The 19888-nt window shown below is 43.2% G+C and carries 15 protein-coding genes; 5 read left to right on the forward strand and 10 right to left on the reverse strand.

Annotation, left to right across the window (positions count from 1 at the left end; genetic code table 11):
• The first annotated feature begins 256 nt into the window (after positions 1-256).
• Positions 257-1171, forward strand: a complete 915-nt coding sequence (locus AB6D06_RS01980; protein WP_372109880.1) for a DMT family transporter — start codon at positions 257-259, stop codon at positions 1169-1171.
• A 108-nt stretch (positions 1172-1279) separates the two neighbouring features.
• On the opposite strand, the gene AB6D06_RS01985 is transcribed toward AB6D06_RS01980, so the two are convergent.
• From AB6D06_RS01985 to AB6D06_RS01995, 3 genes are read right to left on the reverse strand one after another with little or no spacing between them, the layout of a single operon-like run.
• The gene (locus tag AB6D06_RS01985) at positions 1280-2461 is read right to left on the reverse strand and encodes an MFS transporter (protein WP_136974050.1); all 1182 of its coding nucleotides are present in this window, start codon (positions 2459-2461) and stop codon (positions 1280-1282) included.
• Positions 2451-3599, reverse strand: a complete 1149-nt coding sequence (locus tag AB6D06_RS01990) for a phosphotransferase (RefSeq protein ID WP_372109881.1) — start codon at positions 3597-3599, stop codon at positions 2451-2453. Before AB6D06_RS01990 ends, AB6D06_RS01985 begins: the two co-directional genes overlap by 11 nt.
• Positions 3600-3610: 11 nt before the next feature.
• The gene (locus AB6D06_RS01995) at positions 3611-3895 is read right to left on the reverse strand and encodes a GNAT family N-acetyltransferase (protein WP_017065024.1); all 285 of its coding nucleotides are present in this window, start codon (positions 3893-3895) and stop codon (positions 3611-3613) included.
• Between the two features lie 272 nt (positions 3896-4167).
• On the opposite strand from AB6D06_RS01995, the gene AB6D06_RS02000 reads away from it, so the two are divergent.
• Complete coding sequence (locus tag AB6D06_RS02000; RefSeq protein WP_017067648.1) at positions 4168-4914, forward strand: flagellar brake protein; 747 nt, start codon at positions 4168-4170, stop codon at positions 4912-4914.
• Between the two features lie 192 nt (positions 4915-5106).
• Here the strand turns inward: AB6D06_RS02000 and AB6D06_RS02005 are convergent, their stop codons facing one another.
• On the reverse strand, positions 5107-7467 hold the full coding sequence (locus AB6D06_RS02005; protein WP_017061577.1) for a Lon protease family protein: 2361 nt from the start codon (positions 7465-7467) through the stop codon (positions 5107-5109).
• Between the two features lie 240 nt (positions 7468-7707).
• Here AB6D06_RS02005 and AB6D06_RS02010 point away from each other — a divergent pair, with 240 nt between their 5' ends.
• Complete coding sequence (locus AB6D06_RS02010; protein WP_017068585.1) at positions 7708-8202, forward strand: hypothetical protein; 495 nt, start codon at positions 7708-7710, stop codon at positions 8200-8202.
• A gap of 12 nt (positions 8203-8214) precedes the next feature.
• On the forward strand, positions 8215-9843 hold the full coding sequence (locus tag AB6D06_RS02015; protein WP_372057737.1) for an ABC transporter ATP-binding protein: 1629 nt from the start codon (positions 8215-8217) through the stop codon (positions 9841-9843).
• 679 nt (positions 9844-10522) lie between these two features.
• Here AB6D06_RS02015 and AB6D06_RS02020 read toward each other — a convergent pair.
• On the reverse strand, positions 10523-11446 hold the full coding sequence (locus tag AB6D06_RS02020) for a DMT family transporter (protein WP_017104528.1): 924 nt from the start codon (positions 11444-11446) through the stop codon (positions 10523-10525).
• 84 nt (positions 11447-11530) lie between these two features.
• On the opposite strand from AB6D06_RS02020, the gene AB6D06_RS02025 reads away from it, so the two are divergent.
• A complete protein-coding gene (locus AB6D06_RS02025) occupies positions 11531-12433 on the forward strand; it encodes a LysR family transcriptional regulator (protein ID WP_017104527.1) in 903 nt (300 codons plus the stop codon).
• A 259-nt stretch (positions 12434-12692) separates the two neighbouring features.
• On the opposite strand, the gene AB6D06_RS02030 is transcribed toward AB6D06_RS02025, so the two are convergent.
• From AB6D06_RS02030 to AB6D06_RS02050, 5 genes are all read right to left on the reverse strand, one after another.
• Entirely contained in the window at positions 12693-13001 is a 309-nt protein-coding gene (locus tag AB6D06_RS02030) for a hypothetical protein (RefSeq protein WP_102501609.1), read from the reverse strand.
• A 105-nt stretch (positions 13002-13106) separates the two neighbouring features.
• A complete protein-coding gene (locus tag AB6D06_RS02035; protein WP_102501610.1) occupies positions 13107-13583 on the reverse strand; it encodes a hypothetical protein in 477 nt (158 codons plus the stop codon).
• 151 nt (positions 13584-13734) lie between these two features.
• Complete coding sequence (locus AB6D06_RS02040) at positions 13735-15033, reverse strand: anti-phage deoxyguanosine triphosphatase (RefSeq protein WP_102501611.1); 1299 nt, start codon at positions 15031-15033, stop codon at positions 13735-13737.
• 596 nt (positions 15034-15629) lie between these two features.
• On the reverse strand, positions 15630-16643 hold the full coding sequence (locus tag AB6D06_RS02045) for a LacI family DNA-binding transcriptional regulator (protein ID WP_004732795.1): 1014 nt from the start codon (positions 16641-16643) through the stop codon (positions 15630-15632).
• A 97-nt stretch (positions 16644-16740) separates the two neighbouring features.
• Positions 16741-19839 carry a GH116 family glycosyl hydrolase gene (locus AB6D06_RS02050; RefSeq protein WP_372109882.1) on the reverse strand — a complete coding sequence of 1033 codons (3099 nt, stop codon included), beginning with the start codon at positions 19837-19839 and terminating at the stop codon, positions 16741-16743.
• Between the last annotated feature and the right edge of the window lie 49 nt (positions 19840-19888).

Consider the following 19888-nt stretch of genomic DNA (forward strand, 5'->3'; position numbering starts at 1 on the left):
AACCCAACAGCCATACTCGTTGAGTTGACCATTCCTTAAGTTAAATTAAACCTCACAAAGAACAATGACTTTACTTTAATTATCTAAATCGAATTTATTTTCTATAAAATAATCATACTAGAGATTTAATTTCCACAAAAAACTCAAATTAGAGATAAAAAGACAAAACTTTTCTCCGACTACCTTTCTATACTGTGCCACGTCATTAAGGCGCTACAAGCCTATGATTTAAAATAATTATTAATGAGTAGTCACCATGAATTCGAAGTCGCTAACTATTTTGCTTTTTGTCTCTGTTTGCTTAATTTGGGGAACCACTTGGTTCGCTATGGAAGTAGCATTGCATTCTATCCCACCTATTTTTGCTACTGCGTTGCGCTTTTTACTTGCAGCACCTCTGCTTGCAGTATTGGCGAAAGTCTTCAACCAACCACTGCTGTTCCCTAAAGGTAAGCGCCAATGGCTGCTTATTGTTGCGTTGATGTATTTCGCGATTCCGTTTACGTTGATGATCTATGGCGAGCAATACATCTCTTCAGGTTTAGCGTCGATCATCTTCGCCAACATGCCTGTGGCTGTGATGTTGATGTCTGGCTTATTCTTAGGTCTACGACTAGCGAAGCACCAGATATTCGGGTTGATCGCTGCTGTTGTGAGCCTATGTCTAATCCTTGGTAATGAAATGCAGATGGGTGGCGATGACTACCTAATTGGCACGGTTTGCTTAGGCCTTGCTGTTGCGATTCACGCAGTGATGTATGTGCTGGTTCAAAAGCACTGCAAAGGTATTGAAGTACTGACCTACAACGCCGTACCAAGCTTAATTGCAGCTCTATTCTTATTTGCTGTATCAGCTATAGGTGAAAACGTGAATATTGAATCTTTCACTTGGGACTCAATCTCTGCTGTGGTTTACCTAGGCTTTGTGGCGAGTGTTGGCGGCATTGTGGCTTACTTTAAATTAGGTCAGGTTTCGACACCTTTCCAAGCGTCTATCTGCTTCCTAATCTTCCCAGTGGTTGCGCTACTGATCTCTTGCTACATCAATGGTGAGGTTCTACCTGAACAGTCACTTGTAATGATGATTCCTCTACTTTGCGGCATCTTACTGACCAAAGCACCAAAGGGAATCTTCAAGCTGCGTACCGAATTAAAAACCGTAAGAAACTGATCCGCGTGAAACCTATTTTGCGGATTAGATATACATATCCCACATAAACAAAAAGCTCCAATATCACTATTGGAGCTTTTTGCTTATTTCATAATATCGAGACCAACATTAACGCCAGCTAAACATTCGCACTTCATTACCTTCTTCAGGTGTCTTAGGAATGTTTAAAGACAACGCCAAAGAAACCGCCGCCATCGCAGCACCAATATAGAAAACCGTTGCAGGAGAAGACAACCAAATCACACCAAACACCACTGGAATAACGACCGCTGCAATATGATTGATGGTGAAAGAGACACCAGCAGTTGATGCCATGTCTGCCGGGTCTGCGATTTTCTGGAAGTAAGTTTTGATCGCCAGCGCCAATGCAAAGAACAGGTGATCGATCACGTAAAGTGCCGCCGCCCATTCCGCGCTTTGCACCAAACCATAACCGACAAACACACCAATCAAGCCAACATACTCGAAGATCAACGCTTTACGCTCGCCAACCACACCGATAAATCGACCAATGCGCTTCGCAAACAAGAAGTTAAATAGGTAATTAACCAAGAACAACAATGTGACGTCGGCAGCCGAGTAACCAAACTTCTCTACCATCAAGAAGCCTGCAAACACAGTGAAGATTTGTCTTCTCGCACCGCTCATAAACGTTAGCGCGTAGTAGAGCCAGTAACGCTTTCGCAGCACCAACTTCTTATTCTGTGGCGTTTTGGTCTGAAACTCAGGGAAGCCAAAGGTCATCACCAAAACCAGAATAAAACCAATGCCGCCAGTAATGCCGTACACCCAAGCAAAGTCGAGCTTGAGCTGTTCTAGCATCACCCAGATAGATCCGTAAGTGATTAAGGATGCCAACGCGCCAACGGAGATCATTTTACCCAGCATCTCGGGCGCTTCTTCTTTACTCAACCATTGCAGTGACAGAGACTGCTTCAGCGTTTCAAAATAGTGAAAACCCGTCGACATCAAAACCGTAGTCAGCAACAAGCCTGTGAGTGAAGGGAATAAACCGGTTATCGCCGTGCCCACGGTCAGCATCGCCAGCGATATCAACATAAAGCGTTGCTCTCGAATGAAGGCTAAAACAAACACCACGGTAAACGCTAAGAAGCCTGGGATCTCACGCACACTTTGCAACAAACCAATATCGGCGCCATCAAAGTTCGCTTTCTCAATCACGAAGTTATTAAGCAGAGCCATCCAGCTCGAAAACGCGATAGGGACAACAATCGAAATCAGTAATAAGAAGTTTTGCGGCGTTTTCCAGCTCGCGGTTCTATCGAACATTGACGGACTCCTGTTCGTCTAATTGAGTGAGCACTCGTAAGGTTAACTGCTCAGTATAAGGGTTGATCTTCCAGTGCTCTGGGCTCCAACCTTTTACGAAGCGTTGGAAATCGGACCATGCCACGTAAAACATTGGTCGCCATGCGGCTTCGACTTCATCAAATGAAAGCTGTGGTTGATAGTGCGCTAATGCTTCTTTCAAGTGCTGGAAGTAAGCACCTAGTACTTCTGATTCAAGCTCTGCGCAATCTTGTGGCCTAATCGCGCTGCTCATGAACAAGGCGACATCTTTCATCGCACAGCCGTGACCCACATATTGGAAATCGACCGCAGCCGCGCGTTCGCTTTCAGAATCAAAACAAAAATTGGCGAGCTTAGCATCACCATGGACTAAGGTTTGATATGGACATTCTTTTAATAAACGGTCGATGTGCTTGGCTTGATTCTTCAATGGTAAATCAGCCAAGGCATTGAGCTCATCAGGACGTGTATCTAGATGCCAGTAAGTACCGACTTGCCACAATGATGACAACTGCTCTTGATTGATATTGATATGCTTTGCGTGAAAGTTAGCGAGCCATTTAAGGCAAGCATCGCGTTGTTTTTGCTCTTCTCGTGTGTAACTAGGTGCCTGATAGTCAGAAGCAGCAAGAACATCAAAATGAGAGGTTAACGGAAAACCTATATCCGCTAAGTCTTGCATCACAATCAGCCACTCATTCTCTTCTAGTTCACATTGCAGCCCAACAGGTACAGGGCAGCGCTCATCCCATTGTTGGGTGAATGACTGATACCAAGCTGTTTCCACTTGGTAAGAGTGTACCTTTCGTTGGTGAGAGAGTTTGGTATTCCAACCCTTTGGGTGTTCAGCTTTATCTGGCAACGCGACATGTTTAACAATCACACTCTTGAGTTCCGCACTGCTTTCTTGAGAAAAGACTAAGCGAACTAACTCGCCATATCCACCCCATAGGCGTTGAATCACTTGGACATCAAACCCTTCATGACAACCCAGCGAGGTCGCTATTTTTTGATAAAGCTCATTTTGATAAAACTCTTGTTGATAAAGCTCTGGCTGATTTTGACTTGAACCCGCTTCAGGTTGAGCTCGATTATTCGACGATATTGATTGAGACATATTACTCGTTGTTATGCTTTATCGGATAGAAGGTGTGACCACTGTGGCTGCCTATTCATGTAGTGAACCACATAGCTACAAACCGGCACAATTTTGAAGCCCGCTTGTTCAATTTCAGGCAATACCGACTCCATCATCGCCTTACCAAAGCCCTTGCCTTGCAGTTCATCAGGGATTCGAGTTGAGGTGATATGCAGTACATCGCCATCCTTTTTATACTTAACTACCGCAAACTGATCTGGTTCTAACTCAACCGTGATCTGGTTCACATCTTGATCCCATTTAACTGCCTGCATTCTCAACTCCTGCAAATAATGGATACGACAAACAATTAAAGTTTGAAGTATGAATTCCTTGTAATAGACTAACGCAAGTGCATATAAATAAAACTAAGTACTTACAATCAAAGAAAATATTATTATAGCGTGTGGTTATAAATAAAATTCAAACCAATTAAAAGCACTCTATAAATTGCGTTAGTACACCTACTAAATCTAGCACGTAACAACCCCTTGTTAGCAAGTTATCAATATCTAACAGACGCATGTTGGCGCATGGAGAACATATAATGAACGCACCCCTGAAGAAGCCTTTGGAGCATAATCAGGCACTTCAAGACCCTCGTAATCGCACCGTTTCCACTATCAATAGCACTGATGCACTGGCCATGATTGAGCACGGCAGTGAGCTGACATTAAATGTCTCGACTCCCGTTGGCACGAAGTTTCTCGCCACCACCAGGTTTATCGGAACGCACAGTGATAACTGTATTGTGGTTGAGGTTCCCGAGGTATCCAATGAAGATCTGAACTTTTTCTTTCAAGAAGGTTTTTGGATGACCGCTCGTGCGTATTCTCTACGAGGTGAAGGCGCGCTTATCCACTTTAGAAGCCAAATTCACCATAAGATTGGTGAACCCTTCCCTATTCTTGTACTTTCAACACCAAGCACGATGCAAGTGACTCAGCTGCGTAAAGAAACACGCTATGAAGTGAATCTGGCTTCAAGAATCATCTTCAACGACCAGCGAGCAAACTGTGAGATAAGAGACTTATCGAAAAGTGGTTGTCGTTTCGTTACCTCACCAACCTCTCGTGCGATTCAGATTGCCGATCGCGTGTCTATTGAGATAACCCCTGAGAACTACAACGGACCACTGATTCCGCCATTGCGAGGCATCGTCTGCAATCTACAGAAATCGACACACTACGCTCGATACGGTGTCGAATTTGATGATATTGGCCGAGCTAACGCCAAACACTTGTTGGCAAAACTGAAGTTCGATGGCACCAAGCTTTGCTTACGAAATGGGTAACGCCTTTTAACACGCGACTTTCACCGAATACAGCAAGCTGACCAATTACAATTAGTTCACTGGCAAACTAAACCTCAACCATCAAAAAAGCCATCGACTCTAGAATCGATGGCTTTTGCGTTTTAGCTGTTTATCTGTTTGTTTATCTATCTATTTAGCTTAGCTATTAAACTGTGTATCTAGATATTCAAACTATTTGCGCAGTGCGTTCAGTTTAGCTTGGGCGATACCAAATATAGTATCAATTGGATAACTACCCTCATCACTCGCCTCACCTGCGGCTTTGCCTGTGAACAGTTCAATCGCTTCTGTTACATGGTCAATCGCCCAGATATTAAACTCGCCCTTTTCAACCGCTTTCACAATATCGCTACGCAGCATCAGGTTGTGAACATTTGAACGCGGGATGATCACCCCTTGTTCGTTTGAACGCCCTTTGATTTCACACACATCAAAGAAACCTTCAATTTTCTCGTTCACACCACCAATTGGCTGAGACTCACCAAACTGGTTCATCGAGCCTGTAATTGCGATATCTTGACGGTTTGGTTGCTTAGAGAACGCTGATACAACCGCACAGAACTCGGCCATACTCGCACTGTCACCATCGACGCCACCATACGATTGCTCGAAGGTGATGTTAGTGGTGAGCGGGACTTTGGCTGTCTTACCAAATACGGAAGAAAGGTAAGCCGACAAGATCATCACGCCTTTTGAGTGAATACTGCCACCTAGGTCTACGTTTCTTTCAATATCAATCACTTCACCATCACCGTAAGCGGTGGTTGCCGTGATTCGGTTCGGCGCACCAAACATATGATCCGTCGTGCTGAGTACAGACAGCGCATTCACTTGCCCAACCGCTTGACCATCAACATGGATTAGCGTTGTGCCGTTAGTGAAGGTTTCCATCACGCTGTCTTGCAGTCGTCCGACACGCATCTGTTGGTTAGATAACGCTTGGTCAACGTGCGTTGCACGAATCAGGTTCGATTTTGAGCCTCTCGCCACGTAGTTTGATTCACGAAGCAGATTAGCAATGTGAGCAGAGTGCAGAGACAATTTACCTTGGTCACCCGCCTGACGAGAGCTGTGCTCAATGATGCGAGCGATCGCTTTACGGTCACAATGCAGCATGTTGTTGTCGTGCACGATACTCGAAATAAAGCGCGCGTAGTGCATTTCAGAATCGGGAGTACGCTTCATCTCATCTTCAAAATCGGCCGTCACACGGAACAATTCACCAAACTCTGCATCGTAGTGTTGCAGCAGTTGGTAAGTTCGGTAGTCGCCAAACAGGATGATCTTGACGTCCAATGGAATCGGCTCTGGATCAAGCGATACCGCGCCCGTTAAGGTCACCTCTTTCTCTAATGAAGTGAAGCTCAATTGACGTGAACGCAGCGCTCGTTTCAAGCCTTCCCAAACGTACGGCTGCTCAAGTACCTTCACCGCATCCATCAGCAATACGCCACCGTTAGCTCTGTGTAAGCTACCTGCACGAATCAATGAGAAGTCTGTAAAGACAGTGCCCTTGAACGTTGCCGTTTCTACATAGCCAAACAGAGAGTGATAATTTGGATTCTCTTCCACCACGATCGGCAGAGTCTCCTCCTTTTGGCTCACAATCACGTTAACCTTGTAGCGACGCGGCATTTTCTTATCCAAAGAAGCGGTTGCAACTTCGGCTTGCTCAGTGCTCTCTTCTAAGAAGATGTCAGCGTTGTCGACAATGTCTTTACGCAGTGCCGTTAGGTACTTTTTAATGTCTGGATATTGGCTGTAATCCTTCTTCAATTGCTTGATGAAGTGCGTGATCACGTCTCGCGCCGTATCATCATTCAGTTTTTGAATTTTCTCAGTGTACGTTTCTTCAAGTTCCGTCAACTCACGAGAAATGGTTCGCAGACCGACTTCCAATCCATCAATGGTTTTATCGAACTGGTCTTGCTCTTCTGGCGAAAGCAGATCGAAGCTCTCTTCGGTATGAAGATCATCCCCATTCATGGCCACAAACTGGTAATCACCCTGAGTGGTGATCGTCAGGTTAATGCCCTTGTCTTTCGCTTCTTGGCTAATGCTTTCTAACGCGGCTTGTTGCTTAGCTGCTAATTGGTTTTTAAGCCTATCAGCACGGCTAAAGTACATCTCGTTATCAAACGCTAGAGGCATACCTTTCAGCAATTTACGCATTAGCTTTTCAATATCTTGCTTTAAGCTGCTGCCAACGCCACGAGGTAATTTCAGTACCTTAGGTGTACGAATATCTTCAAAGTTCGCGATATAACACCAATCAAAAAGCTCCTGCACTTCTTGAGGGTGACGGTTCAGATAGCGCAAGATCATGGTGCGTTTACCCAGACCATTTCGCCCTATCGCATAAATGTTGTAACCCTTTTCCTTGATTGACATCGCGAACTCAACGGCTTTTTGTGCCCGTTCCTGCCCGACGATTTCGTCAATTGGAGCCAGTTCTTTGGTCGACTTACATGGTAGCTTATCTAAATCCGCTACCTGATACAGCTGTTCTGTATTGAGTCTTTGCATCGCCATCGCCGCCTCCTTAGTCCTTCATTACTTGGGTGTAGATAAAATCAGTGTAGATGTAATTTCCTACAAATTTAGTGACTTACGCTACACAGCTGTTCAACTGAACAAATAACACACAATTTAAGCCATTTTTAGGAATAGCTCGTCATTTAATTCACCAACTTAACATGTGAATGATTTTAATTTGCAATTGATAATAAATATCATTAACATTTTCTGATATTATAAATTGAGGATGTGGATATGGAAATTGAACGATGCTGGATGCACTACCTAAAAGCTGAACAGTTAATGGAACAAGGTCACTGGCCAGAAGCACAACGCCTTTATGGTGATGTTCTAACCTCACTTCCTCATCACATCCAAGATGCAGCATACCAAAGCGATATCAAGCCTTGCCAATTTGCCTGCTTGCTTGCCGGGTTAAGAGACGCGAGCGTCGCTCAATCAGAGATACTCAACCGATTAGGTCAGCACCAACAAGCCTTCGATACCTTGAATCAATCTTACGCTCTGATGCAATTTATCTCTCTGGAGAACACTGAGCTGATTCAACGTACCTTTGGATTATTGGAAAAGCAGAGCGAAGGTTTGCTCAATCACCTGATCGCTTTTTGCAGCGCTCAGCGCAGTTCGCATTGGATGCTCGAACTAGAACAAATTCAACGTGCTCATCACCATTTTGGGCAACTTAAAACAACGTCAGAAGTTCAATCTTCACCTAATGTCTTAAATTGATAAGGATATATCATGTCGGACCGGGCTCTTCTTAAAGTCAATAACCTCTCCGTTAGCTTCAAAACCAACGATGGAATCGTTGATGCGGTGAAAAAGGTTAACTTTACCCTTAAATCCAGCGAAACCTTGGCCATTGTTGGTGAATCAGGTTCAGGTAAATCAGTCTCTTCTAACGCACTCATGCGTTTGCTCCCTGATAACGCCATCATTGATGCTCAATCTGAAATAGAATTTGAGGGGCAATCAATACTTGGCAAGACTGAACGAGAAATGCAGTCGATTCGTGGCGACAGAATCGGCATGATCTTTCAAGAGCCGATGACATCTTTGAACCCATACCTGCGCGTCGGCATTCAAGTGGCAGAAGCTATTATGTGGCATCGTAAAGTGTCAAAGTCTCAAGCCAAACAGCGAGTGATTGAGCTGTTTAATCTTGTGCACTTGCCAATGCCAGAAAAGTCGTACACCAAGTACCCTCACGAATTTTCGGGTGGTCAGCTGCAACGCATCATGATCGCAATGGCGCTGATTAATGAACCGGATATCCTGATTGCTGACGAGCCTACAACTGCATTAGATGTAACGGTTCAAGCTGAAGTGCTTGCTCTTATCAAAGAGATCCAAGGCAAGATGGGAATGGCAATTTTGTTCATCACCCATGACTTAGGTGTGGTGAAACACTTTGCAGACCGCGTGCTAGTGATGTGTAAAGGTGAGCTCGTAGAAGAAGGGATGACTCAATCTTTGTTCGATAGTCCTAAACATGATTACACAAGAATGCTCATTAACTCGATTCCGAAAGGCGCTAAGGTTCCTGTTGAGGCGACAGCCCCAGAACTATTGTGTGCTGACGACATCCGAGTTCAGTTCTTGGTGAAATCACACTTTATCAAGAGTAAAAGCCAGTACTTCGAAGCCGTAAAAGGCATTTCGTTGAATCTTAAGCAAGGCGAAACGCTAGGCATTGTTGGTGAATCTGGTTCAGGTAAATCAACCCTTGGACGTGCATTAATCGGCTTGCTGCCGAGTACCGGACGTATTGTTTACAAAGGCCAAGACGTTAGCTTATTAAATGATAAAGAGCGTCACAAGCTCAAGAAAGATGTCCAAATGGTGTTCCAAGATCCTTATGGTTCTTTATCACCACGCATGACAGTTGGGGAAATCATCACCGAAGGCTTAACGGTGCATCAACCTCATCTATCCAAGCAAGAACGTTTAGAAAGAGCGCGCAAAGCATTGATTGAAGTTCGCTTAGAGCCGAATTCAATAAACCGTTATCCACATGAGTTCTCTGGCGGGCAAAGACAACGTATCGCGATTGCTCGCGCACTGATTCTAGAGCCCTCTTTCATTTTGCTGGATGAACCGACTTCAGCACTCGATCGCTCAGTACAACTGACCGTGATTGACCTGCTGAAAGACATTCAAGCCAAGCACAATATCGGCTTCCTGTTCATCAGCCACGATCTCTCGGTAGTGAAAGCACTGTCGGATCGCGTACTGGTGATGCAGAAGGGCGAAGTAATGGAAGAAGGGTCTGCAGAAGAGATTTTCAATGCGCCGAAAAACAACTACACCAAGAAATTAATCGCTGCGTCATTCGACTTAGAAGATAAATCGAAAAAAAATGCCGCATAAAGGGAACTAATCAACATTAACAGCGTCTTATAATTACATTCTGAATAATCTCCTAATGGATTGAAATCTAGAATGGATATAGCAAAACTGGTTTGGCCGCCAAAAGAGAAATGTCGCATGGATGCGACATTTTTCGTTTCTGGCGTATATGAAAAATCAACTCAGTGATTCGCGCCAGTGATTATGAAGGTTTGCTAAAATTAACGGACTTTAAACAGAGTTCGCTGGTAGTCGTCGTAGTCGAAGAGCGGCTTAGTTCAACTCGTTTTTGGACAACAATAAGAACAAGTAGACGGATGAGTGCAGAGTACCAGGTTCTCTATTGTTACTGTCTCGATGAAACCTGTCTCACCCGCTTAGTGGTCGACTCGACAGTATCCAGTGTTGTTCACACCCTATCCGATACTTTCAAGCCATCGAAAAATAGCTCACCTGATTCTAATACAAGAGAGCAATTAAGCCTCAATATCTAAAGCCCTCAAATAACACCATTCTTATGCTTTCATTTAAATTATAATTATTAGAACTCAAGCTAAACAGCTTAGAGCAGAACTTCACGCTCAGATAGCACCACTTACACAATCAAGATGCAGATAATTCGAGAATTTCGTATAGATTTTGGTAAGGAAAAGAGAACTCCTGCCTTTGTATATTGATAGATTAAGTCCCTGATTTAAAATTAAGTGCAGGTTCGCGACGTGCGTTTAAAATTTTGAATACCTGGTAGCAGTAGGCCTGCAATAACAATCGCAATGCCGATCAATTGTAACGGAGTGACTGCCTGTCCGAGCATAAATGAAGTCAGCACAGAGAAAATCGGTACAAAGTTAAAGAACAGTGCAGCATTCGCCGAGCCGAGGTGACGCACACCATTTAACCACAGTAAATAACCGGCAACCGTACCAAACACTCCGATATACACCACTTCTGACACTCCCAACGCGCTACTATTCCAAAGCTCAGTGAACGGAAGTACTTCTGGCGATGCCAGACACATCGCACCAATCACCGCCGCTCCGCTTAGCATACCGACAAAAGTATAAGAAATAACAGGTATCCAGCGACTGATACCCTGACTGAAGTAAGTGTACAAACTCCAAGCCAACATGCCGCAAAAGATGAGTTTATCACCGTGGTTGATCTGCATTGAGAGCAGTTCTTTCGGATGCCCATTGGTGATTACGATCAGTACGCCGGTCAAGCTAACTAGCAGACTAAAACACTGGGCGAAAGACGGCAGCGTTCGAAGAGCAATACACGTAATCAGCGAAGTCATCAGTGGGCTGAGCGCCATGATTAATGAGCCATTTGTCGCACTGGTGTAAGCTAATCCGGTAAATAAGCAAAGATTGAGCCCACCCACGCCCACAACGCTAACGGCGATGACCCAGCACCATTGCCGCGAACTCAAGTAAAGCTTGGGCATCCGCGCCGCTTTGAGGTATATCGCCAGACACGAAGCCGCAATTATAAAACGCCAGAACACTAGTGTCAGCGCGTGCACTTCGTTTAATGCGAGCTTACCAATAGGAAAACAACTGCCCCAAAAGAAAGTACAGATGATGAGAAGAACAGCGGCTTTAAAAGTTGAATCAGATTTCATCGTCACTCCGAATGACTTGTCAAAATGTGTTCCCTAGTGTATTGATTTCAATAGTTAGATAAACAAGCAAAAATAAGACGGTAAATGCCATTTATGAAACCTAATTGTTCGTTAGACGATCTGCGTTGTTTTTGTGCTGTAGCACGTTCAGGCAGTTTTAAAGACGCAGCCCTATCTTTGGGTATGCCGCTCTCAACCTTAAGCCGCCGCATCCGTCAGTTAGAGGCCGATTTGCAACTTCGCCTGCTCAACCGCGACGCACACCGTATTGTCCTGACCAGTACTGGCGAGCAATACTTTCAACGTTCAGCCTTATTATTTGATGAACTTGATAATATCGACGAAGACCTGCATCGAGATAAACATCAACCACAGGGAAAAATTCGTATATCCGCGCCAATCAACGCAGGTTCGCAATTTCTGCGCACGATTTTTTATGATTTCCTACTTCAGTATCCGGATATTAAGCTGGATCTGAACCTATCAAATTCATTGATTGATATCGAAGCCGAAGGAATGGATGTGGTTTTTCGTGTCGGAAACGTAGTAGTCGATAACTGGATTGCTCGGCAGTTAAAACACATTCACTTCATCTTGTGCTCTCATCCTGATTACGATATTTCGACAATAACCACACCTGACAAATTATGCGATCATCCAACCATCATTTGCAATCCGATGACACCATGGCAACTGATACACAAAGAGAGTGGCGAAGAATTTAACTATCACTCGCAAAAAAACGTCAGACTGGAATTGGATGAAATTGTGATGCTAACTCACGCTATAAAGACGGGTTTGGGGATTGGGTATGTACCGGATTATTTTGCGTTGCCAATGATCGCTCAGGGTGAAATGAGCCATGTATTGCCCAACTGGCGTAGCAAAGAACGCACACTGTTTATGCTCTATCGCGATCGGGATCATCTGCCGATGCGGGTACGCCTATTTATCGAATTTGTCATGCAGCGCTTTGAAGCGAATTAACCCCATTAGGTCAATTTTTTCACACATTCATTGCTAAACTTGGTAATGAAAAGTGGCTTGAATAAAATTTAAATAGTCACGTCATTTAAACAACTGTGGGGCAAGAACTGTCAGACAGATTGTCATGAATGAGCTACAAAATGAATGAGCTACAAAGGCTAACTCATAATTGGACAAAAACGCGTTAGAACTTTCACTCCAGCGCGTTTTTTCTAATGAAAAAAAGTATCTTTAATTAAACATTTGTACATATAAATATTTAGGAAAATTGTTCTCTAAGCTCATTCTTAATAACTTCGACTTGAGCCTTTTTTCCTTGAGAAATCATACTTCCTTCGAGAGATGAGTCAAAAAAAACGATAACATTTGTCTCCTCATCTTCTGAATATTCCCCATTTGAAATGGCTTCTTGCTGCGCCTCAATCAATTCTTGAGCACCAGAAAAAGCTGATTGCCTATCTGCTCCCTCAACAACGCGTATTGCAGCTTCATTAATAGATTCTTCAAAGAGTGCTTCTTCGTGTGCGTTTTCCGCAATTTCGACACCCCAGTTAGAGCCAATTCCCATGTCAGGTTCTCCTTAATTGATTAATATATATGTCACACTTTAAACTATATCTATGACTTTCACTTTTTATGACGATAGAGTGACGAGTCATCATTTACAATTTGACTAAATTGATACTACTGCTGGTATTTTTTTGGATGTACCATCACACCTAATACCTTTATTACGTCCACTGCCCACAATCATCATTCCTTTACAAGATAAAAATGCTCTCCACTTTTTTCCTTCAGGCGGTTTTTTAGGGCTTACATAAAGGTTTTCACACTTTTCACATTTCAAGATATCGTCATTGACAGATTGTTCTCTAAGAATTGAAACCACTCGCTCTAAATTTTCATCTAGAGATGACGCACTTTTAAAATCATATTCTGTACCCACACAGTCAAATAGACTTACATGAATGTACTCATATGAATCCTTATCAAGGTTGTTTCTAAAAACATTTCCCACGAAAGCGCAAAAAGCAGATATCTGCCAGCCATTACCGAGAGTCAACTTGTAACTATCACCAACATTAGCTGAATCGCCCAATTCAAAACCATGTTTTTCTAGAATATTTTGTACTTCTTGCTTGGAATGCATATTTCCTCCAGAATTAATCATGACGCCGCATCAAGGTGATGTGAGCAACGCTACCACCACACCCAAACATTGCGCCTTAAACACTATACCCAACCTTGAACTAGGATTGCCAAGCCTTGGGAATCACTCTTAAATGCTTTTTCATGTTAGATCAGAGACGGTCAAAGATAGAGCCAGAAGAAGGTGTAAATATCTTATGGTACAGACGAGTTGCATAGTCATCTGTAGTGCCAGCGATATAGTCACTAATAACACGCAAGTTGTTATTTTGTTCGACATACATTTGATAGTATTTTTTAGGTAATAGTCTCTTAGGATTATTAGAAATGACATCGAACAACTGTACAATCATTTGTTGTCCTTTGTACTCTAGGGTTTGCACTTCTGGTGTGAAAATTACATTGTTTTGAACAAACTCTTGAAGAATATCTAATTCTTCACGAGCTTTGCTAAGCAGTTCACCTTGGAAATCTAACAATTTATGAGTGAATTGACCTAAAGAGTTCACCTCTGTATTGTTAATGAAGTGATTAACCAATTGACTAACAGCTCGTTTTCTCGTTTTGTTCTCGCCAGAGAACAACAAACTAGTCAGTGTTTCAATATTATCTGCTAATGGATAAGTGTTTAGTGAATCTGTCAATTTATCAACAACCTCTCGACGCCACACTGATTCCTCAACTAAGCGTAATGCAATTGCATCTTCCAAATCATGTACACCGTAAGCGATGTCATCAGCTAACTCCATAATGCTAGAATCAAAAGATTTATATTGAGGCTTTGCGTGCTTACCTTCTTGTGATTTTGCAGACATAAAATGATCACGGTCATTAGTGAAAGGCTTCAAAATCCAATTCACTTGATCTTTATCGCAATCGTAGACACATTTAGGTGGCTTAAATGAGTCTAAGTTGATCCCGTCTGTATTTGCATACAAACTCTTATTCACAACATCATTATGAAATGCCGGGTATTTAATTAAACCAAGTAAGGTACGTCTAGTAAGGTTGAGACCTTCTTCATCCGAATATTCACCCAATTTTGTACAAATACGTAGCGTTTGTGCGTTTCCTTCGAATCCTGCACTGTTACGCATAGAGTAATTTAGCGCAACTTCTCCACCGTGACCAAAAGGTGGGTGACCAATGTCATGCGCTAACCCTATAGACTCAATCAAATTTTGTTCAGGAATAAGGTCGAAAATTTCCTTATAGTCACTTACTGGATATTTCGTCTTTAGGAACTCCGCAATACCACTACCGATTTGTGCAACCTCAAGCGAGTGTGTTAAACGGGTACGATAGAAATCGCTCTCACCAAGGCCAAGAACTTGTGTTTTGCCCTGCAAGCGACGAAATGAAGCAGAATGAATAATTCGAGCACGATCCCGAGAGTATTCATTTCGTTTAAAGCCACTGTCTGCTGCTTCTTTAAAACGTTTTTCCCACATAATTAAAACCTTATATTCATCTGGATATAGGATTTATATGGGGGCAGTTTCATTACAATCAAGGTAGTAGATACTCTACTGGCCGATTAATAATGCTTGAGCAATCTTTGATTATAAAAGTATTGAAGTACAATAACGCTAACAAACTTTGGGGCGTGCGACGTGAAGTCGTATGAAGCGCTGTTCACCGCTCAACGAGTGAACCATCTGTATCACCAGATGAACCTAGGAGGCTAAATAAAGTAGCGACTCTGACAATGTAATGAAGATTGGTCACAGACCAATCGGGATCTAAATCGTGAGACGACGATCCTCCTGAAAGCGTAATGGGTTCAGGTCTTGCCTTTTGATTACCATTAGCTCAAGTTTGTTCAAAACAAAGCTTTCTCTTATGGGAAAAGTTGATGCTGGCACGTTTTGGGGCAGAAGTGTTTTAGCTTACATGCCCCATATTGTGTGCCCCATATTGAACAATGTGAACGCGCAAATATAAGCAGTGAGATCGATAGCTTTACTGAGCGGCATTTCTGCACCATGGTTCGCATTGACATCAATACGAATCATCACAGGCACACCACCTGATGCTTTTCTTGAAATTAACGATACAATGATTTGGTCGACTCTCTGACGATTAAATCAATGGGTGGTAGTCGAGCTTCATGCCGCTCGCCAGATAACAAGTTCAAGATCGACTGAGCACACACCTCACCAATCTCTTCAATCGGCTGTCTCAGCGTCGTCAGGGCTGGCGTGAAATACTTAGACGTAGGCAAGTCATCAAAGCCAATCACAGACACATCTTCTGGCACTTTATAACCGTGGTCAGACAGCGCCTTAATCGCACCGTAAGCCGTTTGGTCATTAGCAGCAAACAAGGCGGAGAAGTGAACCTTAGATTCAATCAACTCTACCGTTTTCTCGTAGCCAGACTCACTGCTGAAATCACCCTGTTTAACGAGTTTTGGCATCACTTTAATACCCGCCTCTTGAAGTGCTTTCTTATAGCCTTCAAAGCGATTTCCCGAATCAGGTTGACTTGAAAGCCCCTTAATATGAGCAATATTCACATGCCCTTGTTGCAGTAAATGTAAGGTTGCCATGTAGCCGCCCAACACGTTATCAATGTTGATGGAGCGGACGTTATTCTCAACAAAATCGTAGCCAACCATCACGATAGGAATGTCTTGTGCATACTTGGCAATTTCTTCCTGAGTAATGCTTCCTGTCACGATGATCATGCCATCCACGTTACTTTTTGCGAGATACTCCAACGCGTGCATTTCTAACTTTTTCTGCCAATGCCCTGTCGCGATTACTAACGAATAACCTTGAGCGATCAGTGTTTTCTCCATGTCATTGAGAATACGACTGGTATAAGGGCTGTCAGGGTGTTGCACCAATACACCAATGGTGAGTGAACGTCGGTTGGTGTTTTCTTGCATTTGGAAGTTAGGTTTGTAGCCCGTGTCTTTAATGGCTTGCTCAATATTTTGGCTTTTATCGTCAGACACATAAGTGGTTCGATTAAGGAAGCGAGACACGGTGCTGGGAGAAACACCAGCCAGTCTTGCTACATCGTATACTGTTGTTTTTTTTGTTTTAGTGCGCATCTCGAATCCCTAATCAAGTGACATTTGGGGAGCCCAAAAGCCCCCCATCAGTTTCTACCTGCATACCACTGCTTTCGTTAAAACTCGTGTCATTAAGTTAATACATGTAGGCGAAGATCATCCCCGGTCTGAAGTAACGACCAGCCGTATATTTCAAGCCAGTACTCAGTAACCATTTGTGTAAGCCTGCCAGCTTTTCTAACGGAATTTCACCGCTCACCATTTTAACAAAACTATCAGTATCTTTCGTCAATGTTGGATTGATACGACCGTCAGACAGCACACAGTTTTGACATTTAAGTACACTTAGCCAGTTTTTCGCATCATTTTTCGTCAATTTAAATGCTTCTATAAGATCTTTCTCATGGACAGACACAGAGCAATTGAACCCTTCTGGCGCTGCAAATGGAATTTTTGAATAGTCATAGAGCGCGGTATACACGGTATCCATCAATGTTTCTGCTTGCTGGTTTTTACCTGCCAGACTCAACGCCGTTGCGACACTAAACTGCACACCAATCCACACATCTTGAGCCTGGAATGCTTCATGTGGTGAACCGTCGGCCAGCGTCATGTTCGAAACACCCAACTTGGGACTATTAATTTCGAAGTTATGCTTATAAACATAGTCCAATGCGCGTTGGATGTTCTGTTGTGGGAAAATTCCTTCTAAACCAATGAGCTTTAGGTAACTGTCGGCCAACAAGGCATCACCAAAACTGTTATCGGAATCAGGCACTAAATCTAAGTATTCTTGAGTAAAGGCTTGAGGCGCGGTCTCACTGAGCAAGCGTTTCTTAGAGACTCTTTGAGATACCTTACTGATGTTGATAGAGGTATCCGTTTCATTTAAATAGGCATTGAGCGTGTTCTTGTCAGCAATCGCGTCACCCGTCAAAGTCAGGCCTAAGGTTTCCAGTGCTTGGTAGCCTTCACCCGTTAAATGCTTGGCTTGAACTGGCGTCACGAAGAAGTGGTAGTAACCCTCTTTGTCATCCCACAAGCTTTGCTCAACCGTGGCTAACGCCTTTTTAGAACGCGTTAAGTAACCGCTAGCTAGCTCGCTTTCACCCATCAATTGTGCAAGTTCGCTCGCGGCTTGCAGGCCAGCAACCCACAGGCTCGCGCAATAAATAGAGATGCCGTGAGACGCAAGGTTATCAAAGGTATCGTCTGTGCCTCGGGTTAGTGGTAAATCGTCACCTTCAGCGATCAAATTCGATAAGAAATCGATGCTTTCAGTTACCGCTTGCCAGCACTCATTAACCACAGAGAGATCTTGGGTGTTTTGATAATGGCGGTACACCATCAGAATGTATTTCGGCGCTAAGTCCTTCCACTCTTTCACGTTGTGCCAACTGTAAGCATCGGGCTGAATGTCGAATGGGCTGCCTAAGTCGTGGATTACCGCACCTCGAATGGCACGCACACCTTGGTACTTGTCATCAATCAATTCGGCATTAGGCGTCGCTTCGTATTCCCAGTATCGGCGCTCGGTAAAGTCTTCCGCCAAAATGGCTTTCGAGAATTCTTTCATCACGCAGCCATCAAGCTCAGGCAGCAAATAAAGCAGCGAGAATGAGCCATAGAAGTACACATCAAGAGAGTTAAAGAATGGGTAGTCGACACACTCTTTAACCAAGAATTTATCTTCTTTATCCCATACCGTTGATTCCGCTAGGAAGGACAATGAGTTCATCGCCATCGTTGCATAACGAAGTGCCGATTCAGGCTGCGAGATCTTGTTTTGAGCTTGTTCTAGGAAAGTTGTTTGTTGTGCGACGATCTGCTGCTCAATGGTTTCGAGCTTAGGCAACATGTCTTCTAACATAGGTAATGCAGGCTTTACTTGCGGGTAGAATTGCGTGTAAGCCTTATCTGAGTGCCAACCATTAAGCATGACTTTGCTGTGTGCCATCACCTGTGCAAAACGCAGATCAACAGACTCACCCGCTTCCAATTCAACCTGAACCACCACCAATGCGCTCAACGCTTCACGCCCTGTGTAAATGCCGGTTTGGAATTCCGCGTTGGTACGGCCTGTTTTCAGTGCGAACTCTGTTTGCTGAGCAGTCTTAGAGGTATAAAGCGTTGGTTTGACAGAAATCGAAACCTTACCAGATTCAGTCAAATGGTTATCTGCTTGAACACCAAACACCACTTCGCCTTCAATATCGCTCTGATAAGACGATTGGCTAGACAATTGAACACCCGTAAAGCTGCCGCTTTCACCCTTTAAGTTAACCACTTCATGCTGCTGAGCAATCGGATTTTGAGACAAGGTACATGCCGAATCCTGAATACCATCACGGCCTTTTTGGTAGGTTGAGCCAATCAAGTTTTGAAGCGGCTGAGCAAGCGTAATCACGCGTGGTTGCGATGAATTATTGGTTAATTCGAAGTGATTCCAGTGCATCGGTAAAGAACATAGGCGTTTGTTCTCTTTAACGATCGGAGAGACTACCTTACGCTTTATATTAATATCGTCGAAGCTACTGTATTTATATTCAGCCAGTGGATATAAAGCTTGATATTCTATATCCCTGCCATTAACACTATCTATATCACTGCCACTGATACTATCCATATCATTATTATCACCCGCAGTGAGTGATAATAATCTCGTTGTATCATTTATTAATAAACCATTAAAGAAATCTAAGGCTACATATAATTGACAAATAGTTGAACCTGAATCTTCTGCAATCAACAATTGAGTCTTATTTGAAAATTCAACGTTCCATTTTGTAAAGTTAGTTTTATTTTCTTGGTAGAATCGACCATTTTTTAATGCTGTTTGAATGAGACTAATCGCATTCGACATTTCTCTACTTTCAATCTTTTTGCCATCAAACAAAGCAGGATAGAAGTTCAGGTGAACGCTTAGCTCTTGTTCATTAAGAACTTGCAGCGAGTCGATGGTTGGCACATTCATCACTGACGCATAAAAATCATTAAAATTAATAACTTGTTCTGAACAATCGACAAATATTCCCGGAATAAAGCTGAAGTTCGGCGTGTTGCCGTTTGGTGTGAGTGTAAATGTGTTACCAATTCCGCCGACTGCCATACCGGTATTTTCTGGCGTGGTCGAAATTGGCGTGTACCAAGGTTGAATAAATTCAACTGCATCACCTTTTTTACACAAGTGCTCTGAATTTCCTGAGTAGCTCGTATATGGAATTTTATTATTCATTTTAAAACCGCCATTGAATATTTTTTTCTTCTTGTTAATATCTTTTAAA

Origin of the sequence: Vibrio sp. 10N.239.311.G01 (assembly GCF_041465805.1) — a bacterium.
GTDB lineage: Bacteria > Pseudomonadota > Gammaproteobacteria > Enterobacterales > Vibrionaceae > Vibrio > Vibrio crassostreae_C.